This window comes from Citrobacter sp. LUTT5, assembly GCF_009905315.1.
Lineage (GTDB): Bacteria > Pseudomonadota > Gammaproteobacteria > Enterobacterales > Enterobacteriaceae > Citrobacter > Citrobacter freundii.
In genome coordinates this window covers 3,177,011-3,194,923 of the sequence record NZ_CP047606.1, presented here as the reverse complement: position 1 = coordinate 3,194,923, position 17,913 = coordinate 3,177,011, and the positions used below count along the sequence as shown (strand labels likewise).

Annotated in this window: 13 protein-coding genes; 8 read left to right on the top strand and 5 right to left on the bottom strand. The window is 50.7% G+C overall.

The window, feature by feature from the left end; translation table 11 throughout:
* Positions 1-84: 84 nt before the first annotated feature.
* The 6 genes from lolA to GUC46_RS15450 all read left to right on the top strand — a co-directional run bounded on the left by lolA (position 85) and on the right by GUC46_RS15450 (position 7,609).
* Positions 85-696 (top strand): outer membrane lipoprotein chaperone LolA, encoded by a 612-nt coding sequence (gene lolA / locus GUC46_RS15475; protein ID WP_003831898.1) that lies wholly within the window; start codon positions 85-87, stop codon positions 694-696.
* A gap of 10 nt (positions 697-706) precedes the next feature.
* Positions 707-2,050, top strand: a complete 1,344-nt coding sequence (gene rarA, locus GUC46_RS15470) for a replication-associated recombination protein RarA (RefSeq protein ID WP_130714833.1) — start codon at positions 707-709, stop codon at positions 2,048-2,050.
* 92 nt (positions 2,051-2,142) lie between these two features.
* Positions 2,143-3,435, top strand: coding sequence for a serine--tRNA ligase (serS, locus tag GUC46_RS15465; protein ID WP_003836908.1), 1,293 nt, complete (start codon positions 2,143-2,145; stop codon positions 3,433-3,435).
* A gap of 236 nt (positions 3,436-3,671) precedes the next feature.
* Complete coding sequence (gene dmsA, locus GUC46_RS15460; RefSeq protein ID WP_065944970.1) at positions 3,672-6,116, top strand: dimethylsulfoxide reductase subunit A; 2,445 nt, start codon at positions 3,672-3,674, stop codon at positions 6,114-6,116.
* Between the two features lie 10 nt (positions 6,117-6,126).
* Entirely contained in the window at positions 6,127-6,744 is a 618-nt protein-coding gene (gene dmsB, locus GUC46_RS15455) for a dimethylsulfoxide reductase iron-sulfur subunit DmsB (RefSeq protein WP_003836904.1), read from the top strand.
* Position 6,745: 1 nt separating this feature from the next.
* The gene (locus GUC46_RS15450) at positions 6,746-7,609 is read left to right on the top strand and encodes a dimethyl sulfoxide reductase anchor subunit family protein (protein ID WP_003035744.1); all 864 of its coding nucleotides are present in this window, start codon (positions 6,746-6,748) and stop codon (positions 7,607-7,609) included.
* A 109-nt stretch (positions 7,610-7,718) separates the two neighbouring features.
* On the opposite strand, the gene ycaC is transcribed toward GUC46_RS15450, so the two are convergent.
* The gene (gene ycaC, locus GUC46_RS15445; protein WP_003035746.1) at positions 7,719-8,345 is read right to left on the bottom strand and encodes an isochorismate family cysteine hydrolase YcaC; all 627 of its coding nucleotides are present in this window, start codon (positions 8,343-8,345) and stop codon (positions 7,719-7,721) included.
* 385 nt (positions 8,346-8,730) lie between these two features.
* On the opposite strand from ycaC, the gene GUC46_RS15440 reads away from it, so the two are divergent.
* Both GUC46_RS15440 and GUC46_RS15435 read left to right on the top strand, forming a co-directional pair.
* Positions 8,731-9,879, top strand: coding sequence for an MFS transporter (locus GUC46_RS15440; protein WP_160180470.1), 1,149 nt, complete (start codon positions 8,731-8,733; stop codon positions 9,877-9,879).
* Between the two features lie 213 nt (positions 9,880-10,092).
* Entirely contained in the window at positions 10,093-11,514 is a 1,422-nt protein-coding gene (locus GUC46_RS15435; protein WP_003035749.1) for an amino acid permease, read from the top strand.
* A gap of 43 nt (positions 11,515-11,557) precedes the next feature.
* On the opposite strand, the gene pflA is transcribed toward GUC46_RS15435, so the two are convergent.
* The 4 genes from pflA to ycaO all read right to left on the bottom strand — a co-directional run bounded on the left by pflA (position 11,558) and on the right by ycaO (position 17,849).
* Complete coding sequence (gene pflA / locus GUC46_RS15430) at positions 11,558-12,298, bottom strand: pyruvate formate lyase 1-activating protein (RefSeq protein WP_003035751.1); 741 nt, start codon at positions 12,296-12,298, stop codon at positions 11,558-11,560.
* A gap of 185 nt (positions 12,299-12,483) precedes the next feature.
* A complete protein-coding gene (gene pflB / locus GUC46_RS15425) occupies positions 12,484-14,766 on the bottom strand; it encodes a formate C-acetyltransferase (protein WP_003035753.1) in 2,283 nt (760 codons plus the stop codon).
* Between the two features lie 59 nt (positions 14,767-14,825).
* The gene (focA, locus tag GUC46_RS15420; protein WP_003035756.1) at positions 14,826-15,683 is read right to left on the bottom strand and encodes a formate transporter FocA; all 858 of its coding nucleotides are present in this window, start codon (positions 15,681-15,683) and stop codon (positions 14,826-14,828) included.
* Between the two features lie 405 nt (positions 15,684-16,088).
* Positions 16,089-17,849 (bottom strand): 30S ribosomal protein S12 methylthiotransferase accessory factor YcaO, encoded by a 1,761-nt coding sequence (gene ycaO, locus GUC46_RS15415; protein WP_003836899.1) that lies wholly within the window; start codon positions 17,847-17,849, stop codon positions 16,089-16,091.
* Positions 17,850-17,913: the final 64 nt, after the last annotated feature.

Here is a 17,913-nt window from a genome sequence, read left to right as displayed (position 1 = left end):
CTACTTTCCTCATGCTGATTTTTGGCCTGAAATGGATAGCAGAGGGATCTCCCCGTTGGGAGTGACGTATTTTGAGGAATAACGATGAAAAGAATCGCAATCACCTGTGCATTACTGTCGAGCTTTGTGGTGAGCAGTGTCTGGGCTGACGCTGCCAGCGACCTGAAAAGCCGTCTGGATAAAGTCAGTAGCTTCCATGCCAGCTTTACTCAGAAGGTCACGGACGGCAGCGGCGCAGCGGTGCAGGAAGGTCAGGGTGATTTATGGGTTAAACGTCCTAATCTGTTTAACTGGCATATGACCCAGCCTGATGAGAGCATCCTGGTTTCCGATGGGAAAACGCTGTGGTTCTTTAACCCGTTTGTTGAACAGGCGACCGCGACCTGGCTGAAAGACGCCACGGGCAATACGCCGTTCATGCTGATCGCGCGTAACCAGGCCAGTGACTGGCAGCAGTACAACATTAAGCAAAACGGCGATGATTTCGTGCTGACGCCAAAAACCAGCAGCGGTAACCTGAAGCAGTTTACGATCAATGTTGGGCGTGACGGGACGATCCATCAGTTTAGCGCCGTTGAGCAAGACGATCAGCGCAGCAGCTATCAGCTGAAATCTCAGCAGAATGGTGCGATTGAACCTTCCAAATTCACCTTTACCCCGCCGCAAGGTGTAACGGTTGACGATCAACGTAAGTAGAGGCGTGTGAGTGAGCAATCTGTCGCTCGACTTTTCTGATAATACCTTTCAGCCACTGGCCGCGCGTATGCGGCCAGAAAATCTAGTGCAGTATATCGGCCAGCAGCATCTGCTGGCTGCGGGTAAACCCTTGCCGCGCGCTATCGAGGCCGGGCACCTGCACTCCATGATTTTATGGGGGCCACCGGGGACGGGGAAAACCACCCTTGCCGAAGTCATTGCCCGTTACGCTAACGCCGATGTCGAACGCATTTCGGCAGTTACGTCTGGTGTAAAAGAGATTCGTGAAGCGATTGAGCGTGCGCGTCAGAACCGTAACGCTGGTCGGCGTACGATCCTGTTTGTCGACGAAGTTCACCGTTTTAATAAAAGCCAGCAGGATGCGTTTTTACCGCATATTGAAGACGGTACCATCACGTTTATTGGCGCCACCACTGAAAACCCCTCGTTTGAACTGAACTCGGCGCTGCTGTCACGCGCACGCGTTTACTTACTGAAATCGTTAACCACCGACGATATTGAACAGGTGCTGGACCAGGCGATGTCAGACAAAGCGCGGGGTTACGGCGGCCAGGATATCGTACTGCCGCCAGAGACGCGTCGGGCTATTGCCGAACTGGTTAATGGTGATGCGCGCCGGGCGCTGAATACGCTGGAAATGATGGCCGATATGGCCGAAGTTGATGATTCTGGCAAGCGCGTATTGAAACCAGAATTGCTCACTGAAATTGCCGGTGAGCGCAGCGCACGCTTCGATAATAAAGGCGATCGCTTTTACGATCTCATCTCTGCATTACATAAATCGGTTCGCGGCAGTGCACCGGATGCAGCGCTTTATTGGTATGCGCGCATCATTAGTGCAGGCGGTGACCCACTGTATGTTGCTCGTCGCTGTCTGGCAATTGCCTCTGAAGATGTGGGCAATGCCGATCCACGCGCCATGCAGGTGGCAATTTCCGCATGGGACTGCTTTACCCGCGTGGGACCAGCGGAAGGAGAACGTGCGATTGCTCAGGCGATTGTTTATCTGGCCTGCGCGCCGAAAAGTAATGCAGTTTACACCGCCTTCAAAGCTGCGCTGGCTGATGCACGTGAACGTCCGGATTACGACGTGCCGGTTCACCTGCGCAATGCGCCGACGAAGCTGATGAAGGAGATGGGCTACGGCCAGGAGTATCGTTACGCCCATGATGAACCAAATGCCTATGCCGCCGGAGAAGAGTACTTCCCGCAGGAAATGGCACAAACGCGCTATTATCACCCCACAAACAGAGGTCTTGAAGGCAAGATTGGCGAAAAGCTCGCCTGGCTCGCCGGACAGGATCAAAATAGCCCTATAAAACGCTACCGTTAGTGTTATCGTTGCGGTAATGTTGTCTCTGTATCCCTGTGACCGCAGGCTGTGGTCACTTTCTCCTATTTTAATTCGATAAGCACAGGATAAGCATGCTCGATCCCAATCTGCTGCGTAATGAGCCAGACGCAGTCGCAGAAAAACTGGCAAGCCGGGGCTTTAAGCTGGATGTAGATAAGCTGCGCGCTCTTGAAGAGCGTCGTAAAGTTCTGCAGGTACAAACTGAAAACCTGCAGGCAGAGCGTAACTCTCGATCGAAATCCATCGGCCAGGCAAAAGCGCGCGGGGAAGATATCGAGTCTTTACGTCTGGAAGTGAACAAACTGGGCGAAGAGCTGGATGCCGCGAAAGCTGAACTTGATACCTTACAGGCCGAGATCCGCGATATTGCGCTGACCATTCCTAACCTGCCAGCGGACGAAGTTCCGGTGGGTAAAGATGAAAATGACAACGTCGAAGTCAGCCGCTGGGGTACACCACGTGAGTTTGATTTCGAAGTGCGCGATCACGTTACTCTGGGTGAAATGCACACGGGTCTTGATTTCGCCGCGGCGGTTAAGCTGACCGGCTCTCGTTTCGTTGTTATGAAAGGCCAGATCGCACGCATGCACCGTGCGCTGTCTCAGTTTATGCTGGATCTGCATACCGAACAGCATGGTTACAGCGAAAACTACGTTCCGTATCTGGTTAACCATGACACGCTGTACGGAACAGGCCAACTGCCGAAATTTGCTGGCGATCTGTTCCACACCCGTCCGCTGGATGAAGAAGCTGACAGCAGCAACTATGCGCTGATCCCAACGGCAGAAGTGCCGCTGACCAACCTGGTACGTGACGAAATCATCGACGAAGATGCGCTGCCGATCAAAATGACTGCGCATACGCCGTGCTTCCGTTCTGAAGCAGGTTCTTACGGTCGTGATACCCGTGGTCTGATCCGTATGCACCAGTTCGATAAAGTTGAGATGGTGCAGATCGTTCGCCCGGAAGACTCTATGGACGCGCTGGAAGAGATGACCGGTCATGCTGAGAAGGTCCTGCAACTGTTGGGTCTGCCGTATCGCAAGATCATCCTGTGCACTGGCGACATGGGCTTCGGCGCATGCAAAACCTACGATCTGGAAGTGTGGATCCCGGCGCAGAACACCTATCGCGAAATCTCCTCTTGCTCCAACGTGTGGGATTTCCAGGCTCGTCGTATGCAGGCGCGTTGCCGCAGTAAATCCGACAAAAAGACCCGTTTAGTACATACGCTGAATGGTTCTGGTCTGGCGGTAGGACGTACGCTGGTTGCGGTAATGGAAAACTATCAGCAGGCTGATGGCCGTATTCAGGTTCCGGAAGTGTTGCGCCCGTACATGAATGGCCTGGAATTCATCGGCTAAGCTACCTTTCCCTGCTAAAAAAGCGCCTCCGGGCGCTTTTTTTATGCCTGTTTGACGCTGGACAATAACATCTACCTCCATAGGAGTAATACTGCCTTCAAATGAAAGTCAGTATTTATCTCTGTCTTTTCGCAAATTCAGTATCTACCAGTCTTTATATCGATAGTAACGTTATATAAAAATCTATACAACGGACATTTGCCTTTTGTTTATTGTGAGCAGCAGAGTGAGCCACTATGAAAACTAAGATCCCCGATGCCATGCTGGCAGCTGAGGTTAGTCGCCGAGGTTTGGTGAAAACGACGGCGATAGGCGGACTGGCGGTGGCCAGTAGCGCGTTTACCCTGCCATTTACCCGTATTGCAAATGCTGCAGAAGCCCTTAATCCAACACAGGCCAGTGAGAAAGTCATCTGGAGCGCGTGTACGGTGAACTGTGGTAGCCGCTGTCCTCTGCGTATGCACGTGGTAGATGGTGAAATAAAGTATGTTGAAACCGACAACACCGGTGATGACAACTACGACGGTTTGCATCAGGTACGCGCCTGTCTGCGAGGTCGCTCCATGCGTCGTCGCGTCTATAATCCCGATCGTCTGAAATACCCGATGAAACGCGTCGGCAAGCGTGGCGAAGGTAAATTTGAGCGTATCAGCTGGGATGAAGCCTACGATATCATTGCCAGCAATATGCAGCGTCTTATCAAAGACTACGGCAACGAGTCTATCTACCTGAACTACGGCACAGGTACGCTGGGCGGCACCCTGACACGCTCCTGGCCACCGGGCAAAACGCTGGTAGCACGTCTGATGAACTGCTGCGGTGGCTACCTGAACCACTACGGTGACTACTCTTCAGCGCAAATCGCTGCCGGGTTGAACTACACCTACGGCGGCTGGGCAGACGGTAACAGCCCGTCAGACATTGAAAACAGCAAGCTGGTGGTCCTGTTCGGGAATAACCCAGGTGAAACCCGTATGAGCGGGGGTGGGGTAACCTATTACCTTGAACAGGCGCGACAGAAATCCAATGCCCGCATGATCATTATCGATCCTCGCTACACGGATACTGGTGCGGGTCGTGAAGATGAGTGGATCCCCATCCGTCCTGGTACGGATGCCGCGCTGGTAAATGGGCTGGCGTATGTTCTGATCACCGAAAACATGGTTGATCAACCGTTCCTTGACAAATATTGCGTAGGTTACGACGAGAAAACCTTACCGGCAGATGCACCGAAAAACGGTCACTATAAGGCGTATATTCTTGGGCAGGGCAAAGACGGTATTGCCAAGACCCCGGAATGGGCAGCGCAAATTACCGGGATTCCTGCTGAACGAATCGTCAAACTGGCACGTGAAATCGGTAGCGCTAAACCGGCATACATCAGCCAGGGGTGGGGACCGCAGCGTCATGCTAATGGTGAAATAGCGACCCGCGCCATTTCTATGCTGGCTATTCTGACCGGTAACGTTGGGATTAACGGCGGCAACAGCGGGGCGCGTGAGGGCTCATACAGTTTGCCGTTTGAACGTATGCCTACGCTGGAAAACCCTGTAGAAACCAGTATCTCGATGTTTATGTGGACGGACGCCATTGAGCGAGGCCCGGAGATGACGGCGCTGCGTGACGGTGTTCGTGGTAAAGATAAACTCGATGTTCCGATTAAGATGATCTGGAACTATGCGGGTAACTGCCTGATTAACCAGCACTCCGACATCAACCGCACACACGAAATCCTACAGGATGATAAGAAGTGCGAGATGATCGTTGTCATCGACTGCCATATGACCTCCTCGGCGAAATACGCGGATATTTTGCTGCCGGACTGTACCGCTTCGGAGCAGATGGACTTCGCACTGGATGCCTCCTGCGGGAATATGTCGTATGTGATTTTCACCGATCAGGCGATCAAACCACGCTTCGAATGCAAGACTATCTACCAGATGACCAGCGAGCTTGCGAAACGCCTTGGCGTTGAGCAGCAGTTCACAGAAGGTCGCACTCAGGAAGAGTGGATGCGTCATCTGTACGAGCAGTCGCGCAAAGCGATTCCTGAACTGCCAACGTTTGAAGAATTCCGCAAGCAAGGGATCTTTAAACAGCGTGACCCACAGGGGCATCACGTGGCGTACAAGGCGTTCCGTGAGGATCCTGACGCCAATCCGCTGACTACTCCGTCAGGTAAGATCGAAATTTATTCGCAGCAACTTGCCGAGATCGCGGTGACCTGGGAACTGCCGGAAGGTGATGTGATTGATCCACTGCCGATTTATACCCCAGGATTTGAAAGCATAAACGATCCTCTGGTGGAGAAATTCCCTCTGCAATTGACCGGCTTCCACTACAAATCTCGCGTCCACTCTACCTATGGCAACGTTGATGTTCTGAAAGCATCCTGCCGTCAGGAAATGTGGATCAACCCGATGGATGCGCAGAGACGCGGCATTAACAACGGCGACAAGGTGCGCATCTTTAACGATCGTGGTGAAGTGCACATCGAGGCGAAAGTAACGCCGCGTATGATGCCTGGCGTGGTGGCACTAGGCGAAGGGGCGTGGTATGACCCGGACGCAAAACGCGTGGACCAGGGCGGTTGTATTAACGTCCTGACGACCCAGCGTCCGTCTCCTCTCGCGAAGGGGAACCCATCACACACGAACCTTGTTCAGGTTGAAAAGGTGTAAGGAGTAACCGATGACAACCCAGTATGGATTTTTTATTGATTCCAGCCGTTGCACCGGTTGCAAAACCTGCGAACTGGCCTGCAAAGACTTCAAAAATTTAACCCCGGAAGTCAGCTTCCGCCGCATTTATGAATACGCGGGCGGTGACTGGCAGGAGGATAACGGCGTCTGGCATCAGAATGTCTTTGCCTATTACCTCTCCATTGCGTGTAACCACTGCGAAGACCCAGCCTGTACCAAGGTGTGTCCGAGTGGCGCCATGCACAAACGTGAAGATGGCTTTGTCGTTGTCGATGAGGACGTGTGCATTGGCTGTCGGTATTGCCACATGGCCTGTCCTTACGGCGCGCCGCAGTACAATGCTGAAAAAGGGCATATGACTAAATGCGATGGCTGCCATGAGCGCGTCGCTGAAGGTAAGAAACCTATCTGCGTCGAGTCCTGTCCACTGCGTGCGCTGGATTTTGGCCCAATTGATGAACTGCGCAAAAAACACGGTGCTTTGGCTGCGGTTGCACCACTACCGGGCGCGCACTTTACCAAACCGAGTATTGTCATCAAACCTAACGCCAATAGCCGCCCGACCGGGGATACCACAGGTTATCTGGCCAATCCGAAGGAGGTGTAAGATGGGAAGTGGATGGCATGAATGGCCGCTGATGATCTTCACGGTCTTCGGACAGTGTGTGGTTGGTGGCTTTATCGTTCTGGCGCTGGCGTTGATGAAAGGTGACTTACGTCCAGAATCGCAGCAGCGCGTGATTGCCTGCATGTTTGGGCTGTGGGTATTAATGGGCATTGGCTTCATTGCTTCTATGCTCCACCTGGGCTCGCCGATGCGCGCCTTTAACTCGCTCAATCGCGTAGGGTCTTCGGCGTTGAGTAACGAAATTGCCAGCGGTTCAATCTTCTTTGCCGTTGGTGGTATCGGCTGGCTGCTGGCCACGTTGAAAAAAATGTCGCCCGCATTACGCAATCTGTGGTTAGTTGTCACCATGGTGCTGGGTGTGGTTTTTGTCTGGATGATGGTACGCGTTTATAACACCATTGATACTGTGCCGACCTGGTACAGCGTCTGGACTCCGCTGGGCTTCTTTCTGACGATGTTTATGGGAGGTCCGCTGCTGGGGTATCTGTTACTGAGAATTGCTGGCGTGGATGGTTGGGCGATGCGCCTGCTGCCGGCAATTTCAGTGCTTGCTCTGGTCGTAAGCGCCATCATGTCTGTCATGCAGGGGGCTGAACTGGCGACGATCCACAGTTCGATTCAGCAGGCGTCTGCGCTGGTTCCGGATTACGGCTCGCTGATGGCGTGGCGGATTGTGGCGCTGGCATTAGCGTTGTGCTGCTGGATTGTACCGCAAGTGAAGGGCTACCAGCCTGCTGTTCCGCTGCTTTCCGTGGCGTTTATTTTGCTGTTAGTCGGCGAGCTGATTGGTCGTGGCGTGTTCTACGGGCTGCATATGACAGTCGGTATGGCGGTGGCGAGTTAATCCAAACTATGCCGGATGGCGGTTTGCGTCTTATCAGGCCTACAGATCTGTAGGCCTTAAAGCTGCGCGTCATCAGGCAATATGTCAGGCCAGGGCTTTCGCCCTGGTTTTACTTCTGCTTAGTTAACGTGTCGTAGCTGGTCATCAGATTGCGGTAGTCCGGAATGTGATTCGAGAACAGCGTTGCCAGACCTTCGATATCGTTGCGCCAGTCGCGGTGCAGCTCGCACGCTACTCCGAACCATGTCATCAACTGAGCGCCTGCTTGAGACATCCGATCCCAAGCTGAATGACGGGTAATTTCATTAAATGTGCCTGAAGCATCGGTTACCACAAAGACGTCAAAGCCTTCTTCAATAGCTGAGAGCGCAGGGAAGGCGACGCAAACTTCCGTCACGACACCGGCGATAATCAGCTGCTTTTTGCCGGTCGCTTTCACTGCCTTCACGAAATCTTCGTTATCCCATGCGTTAATGTTTCCTGGGCGAGCAATATAGGGCGCATCGGGAAATTGCGCTTTCAGTTCCGGTACCAGCGGCCCGTTTGGTCCTGTCTCAAAACTGGTTGTCAGAATGGTTGGGAGGTTGAAGTATTTTGCTAAGTCACCCAGGGCTAGCACGTTGTTTTTAAATTTATCGGGATCGATATCCCGAACCAGAGAGAGCAGGCCTGCCTGATGGTCGACCAGCAGTACTGCCGCATTATCTTTATCAAGTCTTACGTAAGGTTTAGTCATGATATTTTTCCTGTTCAGCATCAGTGGGGGAAATTTGATGAGTTTAAGTCTACGAAAAGAACGATATCTGGAGTAGATGCCTAAATAAGAACTCACTGTTCTATTTTGAAGACAATGCAGCTCAGCATCCCGCATTGAGTTTAGTAAGAAATAAAAGTAAGGGTAATCCATGAAATTTTTCGACTGAACGTAACGCGAGATTTTTGTTTTAGATCAATAAAAACAAGCAGATGTGATTTTGTATTTTTTATCTATTCACATTAAGAATCAGTAATGCAAATCGATCGACCAGAAAGCGCCTCAGCCCTCTGATTACGCCGATTGACAATGTTTTTAGCAGTGGCATGATGCGCATGAAATTTGAACTTCCTCACGGTTTTTATTCATGTCCACCTATACCCGTCCCGTCATGCTATTGCTGTGCGGGCTACTTCTGTTGACCCTGGCGATCGCCGTGTTAAACACGCTCGTCCCGCTTTGGCTCGCCCATGAAAATCTGCCCACCTGGCAGGTAGGCGTGGTGAGCTCGTCCTACTTTACCGGTAATCTGGTAGGGACGTTGTTGACAGGGTATTTAATAAAACACCTTGGTTTTAACCGCAGCTATTACATCGCCTCGCTTATTTTTGCCGCGGGCTGTGTCGGGCTGGAGATTATGGTGGGATTCTGGAGTTGGATGACCTGGCGTTTTATCGCTGGTGTTGGCTGCGCCATGATTTGGGTGGTGGTGGAAAGCGCGCTGATGTGCAGCGGGACTTCGCGTAATCGCGGACGTTTGCTTGCCGCCTATATGATGATCTATTACGTGGGGACGTTTTTAGGCCAACTGCTGGTGAGTAAAGTATCCACGGAATTGATGAACGTCCTGCCGTGGGTGACGGGTACTATCCTGGCGGGTGTTTTGCCACTGCTGTTTACGCGCATTGCCAATCAGCAGGGTGATGAGCAGCAGCCTACGCCTATTGTTTCCATGCTGAAACTCCGCCAGGCGCGTCTGGGCGTGAATGGCTGTATTATTTCCGGGATTGTGCTGGGGTCTTTGTATGGCCTGATGCCGCTGTATCTCAATCATCAGGGGGTGAGTAACGCCAGCATTGGTTTCTGGATGGCGGTCCTGGTAAGTGCAGGTATTCTGGGGCAATGGCCGATTGGCCGTCTGGCGGACAAGCTGGGACGTCTGTTGGTTTTACGCGTCCAGGTCTTCGTGGTGATCGTCGGGAGTATCGCCATGCTGAATCAGGCGGCGATGGCGCCCGCGTTGTTTATGTTGGGTGCGGCAGGCTTTACCCTCTACCCGGTCGCGATGGCCTGGGCCTGTGAAAAGGTGGAGCATCATCAGCTGGTCGCCATGAATCAGGCATTGTTATTGAGCTATACCGTGGGCAGTCTGCTGGGTCCTTCATTTACAGCGATGCTGATGCAGAATTATTCAGATAGCTTGCTGTTTATCATGATCGCCAGCGTATCGTTTATTTATTTACTGATGCTGTTGCGTAAAACGGGCCATACACCCAATTCTATTGCGCACATTTGACCTGATTTAACAGAATATGAACAGGTTCCCATACATACTGTTTATGTATGCTTTATGGGAACCTGCATTATTTAATCACACACTTCTTTCCTGAAAATAAAGTGTGCAGAAGGTTATAGTTTTACATCCTGCCGTTTCCGCTCGCTCATTTTACCGCGCATAATCCCACGCCTCATTTATTTATAATCATAAAGCTTCCACGAAGGATTGCGTATGGCTGGTGTGCAGGAAAAACAATTGCGATGGTACAACATTGCATTGATGTCTTTTATTACCGTTTGGGGTTTTGGCAACGTCGTTAACAACTATGCCAATCAGGGATTAGTTGTTGTCTCCTCTTGGATCTTTATTTTCGCGCTCTATTTTATACCTTATGCGTTGATCGTCGGGCAGCTTGGCTCAACTTTTAAAGAGGGTAAAGGCGGCGTCAGTACCTGGATTAAACATACCATGGGGCCAGGGCTGGCTTATCTTGCTGCATGGACCTATTGGGTTGTGCATATTCCTTATCTGGCGCAAAAACCGCAGGCTATTCTGATTGCGCTGGGATGGGCGCTGAAGGGCGATGGTTCGTTGATTAAAGAGTACACCGTCGTGGCGTTGCAGGGGCTGACACTGGCGCTGTTTGTCTTTTTCATGTGGGTTGCGTCCCGTGGCATGAAGTCGCTGAAAATTGTTGGGTCAGTTGCAGGCATCGCGATGTTTGTGATGTCCATTTTGTATGTCGTGATGGCGGTAACTGCGCCTGCAATTACGGATGTGCAGATAGCGACAACCAATATCACCTGGGAATCGTTTATCCCGCACATTGATTTTACCTACATTACCACGATCTCCATGCTGGTCTTTGCCGTGGGCGGCGCGGAGAAAATTTCGCCATACGTTAATCAGACACGTAATCCGGGCAAAGAATTTCCGAAAGGGATGCTCGTTCTGGCTGTTATGGTGGCGGTATGTGCGATTCTCGGATCGCTGGCTATGGGAATGATGTTTGACTCCCGGCATATTCCAGATGATCTGATGACGAATGGTCAATATTACGCCTTCCAGAAACTGGGTGAGTATTATGGTATGGGTAATTCGCTGATGGTTATTTACGCGATTGCCAATACGCTGGGACAGATTGCGGCATTGGTATTTTCTATTGATGCACCGCTTAAAGTTCTGCTGGGTGATGCTGATCGTAAATATATTCCCGAGAGTCTGTGTAAAACCAATGCTTCCGGTACGCCGGTAAATGGTTATATTCTGACGCTGGTGCTGGTGGCGATTCTGATTATGTTGCCAACACTGGGAATTGGCGACATGAACAATCTGTATAAATGGCTATTGAATCTTAACTCTGTCGTGATGCCATTGCGTTATTTATGGGTGTTTGTGGCATTCATTGCCGTTATTCGTCTGGCGCAAAAATATAAATCAGAATATGTCTTTATTCGCAACCGATCGCTCGCGATGACCGTGGGGATCTGGTGCTTTGCCTTTACCGCATTTGCCTGTCTGACCGGGATTTTCCCGAAAATGGAAGCCTTCACCCCTGAGTGGACATTCCAGCTCACGCTGAATATTGTGACGCCATTTGTGCTGGTTGGACTGGGATTGATTTTCCCGTTACTGGCGAGAAGAGGGCGTTAAGGCAGAGTCAGGTGGGTAACGTATCTGTTACCCACCATAAAACTCAATACATCACTTTATGTCCATATTGCTCGAGAATACCCTTCACGCGCTCCATGGTCTCTTTCTTCGGCGGCTTAACGCCGTCGAGTTTGTACTCTTCGCCCATTGCCACCCATTTGTGTTTGCCCAGCTCGTGGTAAGGCAGCAGCTCGATTTTTTCAACGTTGCCCATATCGCGGGTAAATTCGCCAAGGCGGTGTGCGGAGTCGTCATCGTCAGACCAGCCAGGTACGACAACATAGCGGATCCACACTTTGATGTCTTTGTTGGACAGGTAACGCGCGAACTCGAGTGTACGATGGTTAGACACACCCACCAGATTCTGATGGATTTCATCGTTCATTTGTTTGAGATCGAGCATGACCAGGTCGGTGACTTCCAGCAACTCATCGATCACCGGATCGTAGCGGCGAACAAAACCGTTAGTATCCAGACAAGTATGAATACCTTCTTTTTTACAGGCCCGGAACCAGTCACGTACGAATTCAGCTTGCAAGATAGCTTCGCCGCCAGACGCTGTCACGCCGCCTCCGGAGGCGTTCATAAAGTGGCGGTAGGTCACCACCTCTTTCATTAATTCGTCAACGGTAACTTCTTTACCGCCGTGCGTATCCCACGTGTCGCGGTTATGGCAATACAGGCAGCGCATCAGGCAGCCCTGAAAGAAGGTAATAAAACGGATGCCCGGGCCATCAACAGTGCCACAGGATTCAAAGGAGTGAATGCGACCAATAACTGACATTGCGGTGTTTCTCCAGGTGTGGCCCATCCGGGGCCAGTGTTAGTGCACAGTTATTAACTGTGTCGAGTCTGTTTTGGCTGCTATCCATAAGTATAGATGGCTGACAAAGCAGGCTATTAAAAAGGCCCCACTTACGTGGAGCCTTTATTGTACGCTTTTTAAAGTACGATTTCAGTCAAAACCAATTACATGGTCTGAGTGAAGGTACGAGTGATAACGTCCTGCTGCTGTTCTTTAGTCAGGGAGTTAAAACGTACTGCGTAGCCAGAAACGCGGATGGTCAGCTGCGGATATTTTTCCGGATGTTCCATCGCATCCAGCAGCATTTCACGGTTCATGACGTTCACGTTCAGGTGCTGACCACCTTCGATGGAGGCTTCGTGGTGGAAGTAACCATCCATCAGACCCGCCAGGTTGGTCTTACGAACTTCGTCGTCTTTACCCAGAGCGTTCGGAACGATAGAGAAGGTGTAAGAGATACCATCTTTAGCGTAAGCAAACGGCAGTTTAGCAACGGAGGTCAGAGAGGCAACAGCACCTTTCTGGTCACGGCCGTGCATTGGGTTAGCACCCGGTCCGAACGGCGCGCCAGCACGACGACCATCTGGGGTGTTACCAGTTTTCTTACCATAAACCACGTTAGAGGTGATGGTCAGAACAGACTGAGTCGGGATAGCGTTACGATAAGTAGTCAGTTTCTGAATTTTCTTCATGAAACGTTCTACCAGGTCAACCGCCATGTCATCAACGCGAGAGTCGTTGTTACCAAACTGCGGGTATTCGCCTTCGATTTCGAAGTCGATAGCCAGACCGTCTTCGTCACGAATCGGTTTAACTTTCGCATATTTGATTGCAGACAGGGAGTCAGCAGCAACGGACAGACCAGCGATACCACACGCCATGGTGCGGATAACGTCACGGTCGTGCAGCGCCATCAGAGAGGCTTCGTAGCTGTACTTGTCGTGCATGTAGTGAATAACGTTCAGTGCAGTGACGTACTGTTTAGCCAGCCAATCCATGAAGTGATCCATGCGGTCCATAACTTCGTCGAAGTTCAGAACGTCGCCTTTGATCGGTTCAGATTTAGGACCAACCTGCATTTTCAGTTTTTCATCAACGCCACCGTTGATTGCGTACAGCATGGTTTTCGCCAGGTTTGCACGCGCACCGAAGAACTGCATTTGTTTACCAACAACCATCGGGCTTACGCAGCAAGCGATAGCGTAGTCGTCGTTGTTGAAGTCCGGACGCATCAGGTCATCGTTCTCGTACTGCAGAGAAGAGGTGTCGATGGACACTTTAGCGGCGAATTTCTTGAAGTTCAGAGGCAGTTTTTCAGACCACAGAACGGTGATGTTCGGCTCCGGAGAAGGACCCATGGTGTACAGGGTGTTCAGGAAGCGGAAGCTGTTTTTGGTAACCAGAGTACGGCCATCAACGCCCATACCACCGATTGATTCAGTTGCCCAAATTGGGTCACCGGAGAACAGTTCATCATATTCAGGAGTACGCAGGAAGCGAACCATACGCAGTTTCATGACCAGGTGGTCGATCATTTCCTGTGCGTCTTGCTCGGTGATTTTGCCTGCTTTCAGGTCACGTTCGATGTAAGCATCCAGGAAGGTGGATACGCGACCGAAGGACATTGCTGCACCGTTCTGAGATTTAACAGCGGCCAGGTAGCCGAAGTAAGTCCACTGGATAGCTTCCTGAGCATTGGTAGCCGGACCAGAGATATCGCAGCCATATTTAGCAGCCATTTCTTTGATCTGACCCAGAGCGCGGTGCTGTTCAGCAATTTCTTCACGCAGACGGATAGTTGCTTCCAGGTTTACGCCGTTTTCCAGATCGGACTGCAGAGAGACGAACTGAGCGTATTTGTCTTTCATCAGGTAGTCGATACCGTACAGCGCAACGCGACGGTAGTCACCGATGATACGGCCACGGCCATACGCATCTGGCAGACCAGTCAGAACACCGGATTTACGGCAGTTCAGAATGTCTTTGGTGTAAACATCGAATACGCCCTGGTTGTGGGTTTTGCGGTATTCGGTGAAGATTTTTTTCAGCATCGGGTCCAGTTCGCGATTGTACGCTTTGCAGGAACCTTCAACCATTTTGATGCCGCCAAACGGAATGATCGCACGTTTCAGCGGAGCTTCAGTCTGCAGACCAACAATCTTCTCGAGCGCTTTGTTGATGTAGCCTGCGTCGTGAGAAGTGATGGTAGAAGCAACGGAGGTGTCAAAGTCAACAGGCGCGTGAGTGCGGTTTTCCTGTTTAACGCCTTCCATCACGCTGTCCCACAGTGCAGTGGTCGCATCAGTTGCGCCAGCCAGGAAGGACTCGTCACCCTCATATGGAGTGTAGTTTTTCTGAATGAAGTCACGTACGTTTACTTCATTCTGCCAGTCACCTTTGGTAAAACCTTCCCAGGCTGTGGCTAACTTTTCATTAAGCTCGGACATGTAACACCTACCTTCTTAAGTGGATTTTTTATTTACTGCGTGTAATGGGCATCATCAGATTAATGATGATCGTTACCACGCAGATAAATGACCCAGTATGTCAACCCGACCAACAAACCGCCGCCGATAATGTTACCGATCGTAACCGGAATCAGGTTATCGGTGATGAAATTCATCACGGTCAGGTGAGAAAAATTCTCCGGAGAAGACCCAACTGCGGTCCAGAATTCCGGGGTGGCGAAATCGCGTATTACAATACCCATAGGGATCATAAACATGTTTGCGATACTGTGCTCAAAACCGCTGGCAACAAACATTGCGACCGGTAATACCATGATAAACGCTTTGTCCATTAGGCTGCGGCCCGAGTAGCTCATCCATACGGCCAGACACACCATCAGGTTAGCCAGGATGCCAAGACTTACCGCCTCAACAAAAGTATGGTGCACTTTGTGGTCGGCTGTTTGTAGGACGTTGAGCCCCCACGCGCCGTTGGCGGTCATGTATTCGCCGGAAAGCCACATCAATAGCACGAAGAGCAAGCAACCCACCAGGTTACCGACATAAACGTTAAGCCAGTTTTTAGCCAATTGGCCCCAGGTAATACGACCACTGGCTTTTGCTACGACAATCAATACGGTTGAGGTGAAGAGGTCTGCGCCGCAGACAACACAAAGAATCAGCCCCAGGGAAAAGCAGATACCACCTACTAATTTTGCCATGCCGAAAGGCATAGTTCCGGTACCGGTTGTGGCGGTGATATAGAAAACAAAGGCAATTGAAATGAATACACCGGCAGTAATTGCCAGATAGAACGTCTTAAGCGGATGTTTCGTTGCTTTATAGACGCCTGCTTCTTCGGCAACTTTGGCCATTGCAGCAGGTAGAATAAGATCAAAAGGGTTGTCAGCTTTCACACTAACTCTCTCTTTATTAAGTCGGCGACGAGATACTAACAAAGCATTATAGATGAGAATTTGATATAGATCATATCTCGCCTGGCTTATAGGCCCGCAAGACGCATGGTTTTTATGCGATTACGGAGTAACTTGTTGATTATCCATATAAAAATAAATTTTAAAAATTATAAAGTGAGTTGAATTTTTTCTTTTTGTCTCCTGTCAGACGGTTAATTAAAATGGAGTAATTGAGATAAAAAACCACATTAATATGCTAATTTTTTTAATATCAACTACTAATATTTAACCTTGTTTTTACATTTATTTTCCGATTTGACCAAAATAAAAAAACAGGGCGCTTAAAGCGCCCCGTAATATATCCCAGACAATACTTTTAGCCTACTTAGCGCAGGCTGACTGTCATTATTTTGACCAATGTGCCGCTTTCGCGCGCTGCAGTTTTTCATAGGCTTTCAGCAGAGACTGATGCGCCGGGAAAGCTTGCAGATCGTTATCAACGGTTTGCAACCCGTAGAATGGCGCTTCGCCACTCAATGCCGCACTTGCCGCTTCAACCGCCTCGGCACCGTACATGCGGACAAACGCATTCAGATATTGCAGCGGCTGACGGTCTTCTTCCTGAGACAGCAGCAACAATGTTTGCAGGCAGCGATAGTAGTTTGCACGTTCCGCGCTAAAGACGGAGGCGTTAAATTCCATCGTCCATTCTGTCCACACCAGCGCCTGCTCCAGATCGCCACCGGCCAGCGCCAGCATCACTTTAAGCTCGCCAATACGCAGGGTGTACCAACCGTTATCTGCACCGGTCGCCAGACCGAGTAGCTCGCGTACGCGGGTGAAGTCGTCAAACCCTTCTTCATCCAGTTGTTCGATCAGATTGAGATAGTCTTCTTTATCCCATTCGCTGCCCGGCAGAGAGAGAATGGTGTCACGCAGATGGGCGCCCATAGCGTTGTTAGCTAACCACAGATCTTCTGCCGGATAGATGTCAGACATTCCCGGAACAATAATGCGGCACGCGTAAACGCTCAGGTGTTCATAGTCAGCGATATACACTTCTTTATCTTCAGCATTGAAGATGGCCATCAGGGTGGCGAACTCTTCTTCCGTGGTGCCAGAGAAATTCCAGTCAACGAACGGATAATCGGCATCCTGCTTGAACAGATCCCATGAGATCAAACCGCTGGAATCAATGAAATGGGTTTCAAGGTTAGTGTGTTCAGCCACTTCTTCGTCGTCAAAGGTCGGTGGGGTGAAGACATCAAGATCTTTCAGACCACGACCCTGCAGCAGTTCAGTGACGGTACGTTCCAGCGCCACGCCGAAATCCGGGTGTGCGCCGAAGGAAGCGAAGCAGGTACCGTTGGTCGGGTTGAACAGGACAACGCAAATCACCGGATACTTGCCACCCAGCGAGCCATCGTAGGCGAAAATTGGGAAACCTTCAGCTTCCAGTGTGGCGATGGACTCCACCACTGCCGGATAGCGCGCCATGACTTCGGCCGGGATTTCCGGCAGGCTGATGCTTTCCGCAATAATGCGGTTCTTCACATGACGCTCAAAGACTTCAGACAGGCCCTGAACGCGCGCTTCGTTAGGCGTGTTACCCGCGGACATGCCGTTAGAAACATACAGGTTGCCGATAATATTCATCGGAATATAGACAATCTGGTTATCCGACTGACGGGTAAACGGCAGGCCGCAGACGCCACGTTCTTCATTACCAGACTGCAGATCGATAAGCATGCTGCCAGTCAGTTCGTTATCTGGATCGTAAAACGCTCGCAGACGTGCATCCAGTAAACCTTCTGGTACATCGTCTTCTTCTGTCAGCGGGAACCATTTTTCGTTCGGATAATGCACGAACGGGCCATTGGCGATAGTTTCGCCCAACCAGAAATCCGCAAAGAAATAGTTAGTCGACAGACGCTCAAAATATTCGCCCAGCGCGGAAGCCAACGCCGCTTTTTTCGTCGCGCCTTTACCGTTGGTGAAGCACAGCGCGCATTCTTTGTCGCGAATATGTACAGACCAGACGTTAGGGACGGGATTCAACCACGAGGCTTCTTCAATTTGAAAACCGAGGTCGAGCAATTTTTGCTGGAAGCGAGCGATGGAGTCTTCCAGAGCGGCATCTTTGCCGGGGATAAATGTTTGCGTCATGAAAATCACTTTTGTCGTACGGAAAGCGCGCAATGATACGGGTTTTCAATGAACGGCGCTATCG

What these genes read in the sequence shown, in the direction of transcription:
- dmsB (WP_003836904.1), top strand. Translation starts at nt 6,127, where the DNA reads ATGACAACCCAGTATGGATTTTTTATTGATTCCAGCCGTTGCACCGGT.
- serS (WP_003836908.1), top strand. Translation starts at nt 2,143, where the DNA reads ATGCTCGATCCCAATCTGCTGCGTAATGAGCCAGACGCAGTCGCAGAA.
- pflA (WP_003035751.1), bottom strand. Translation starts at nt 12,298, where the DNA reads ATGTCAGTTATTGGTCGCATTCACTCCTTTGAATCCTGTGGCACTGTT.
- ycaC (WP_003035746.1), bottom strand. Translation starts at nt 8,345, where the DNA reads ATGACTAAACCTTACGTAAGACTTGATAAAGATAATGCGGCAGTACTG.
- GUC46_RS15435 (WP_003035749.1), top strand. Translation starts at nt 10,093, where the DNA reads ATGGCTGGTGTGCAGGAAAAACAATTGCGATGGTACAACATTGCATTG.
- GUC46_RS15440 (WP_160180470.1), top strand. Translation starts at nt 8,731, where the DNA reads ATGTCCACCTATACCCGTCCCGTCATGCTATTGCTGTGCGGGCTACTT.
- pflB (WP_003035753.1), bottom strand. Translation starts at nt 14,766, where the DNA reads ATGTCCGAGCTTAATGAAAAGTTAGCCACAGCCTGGGAAGGTTTTACC.
- lolA (WP_003831898.1), top strand. Translation starts at nt 85, where the DNA reads ATGAAAAGAATCGCAATCACCTGTGCATTACTGTCGAGCTTTGTGGTG.
- GUC46_RS15450 (WP_003035744.1), top strand. Translation starts at nt 6,746, where the DNA reads ATGGGAAGTGGATGGCATGAATGGCCGCTGATGATCTTCACGGTCTTC.
- ycaO (WP_003836899.1), bottom strand. Translation starts at nt 17,849, where the DNA reads ATGACGCAAACATTTATCCCCGGCAAAGATGCCGCTCTGGAAGACTCC.
- dmsA (WP_065944970.1), top strand. Translation starts at nt 3,672, where the DNA reads ATGAAAACTAAGATCCCCGATGCCATGCTGGCAGCTGAGGTTAGTCGC.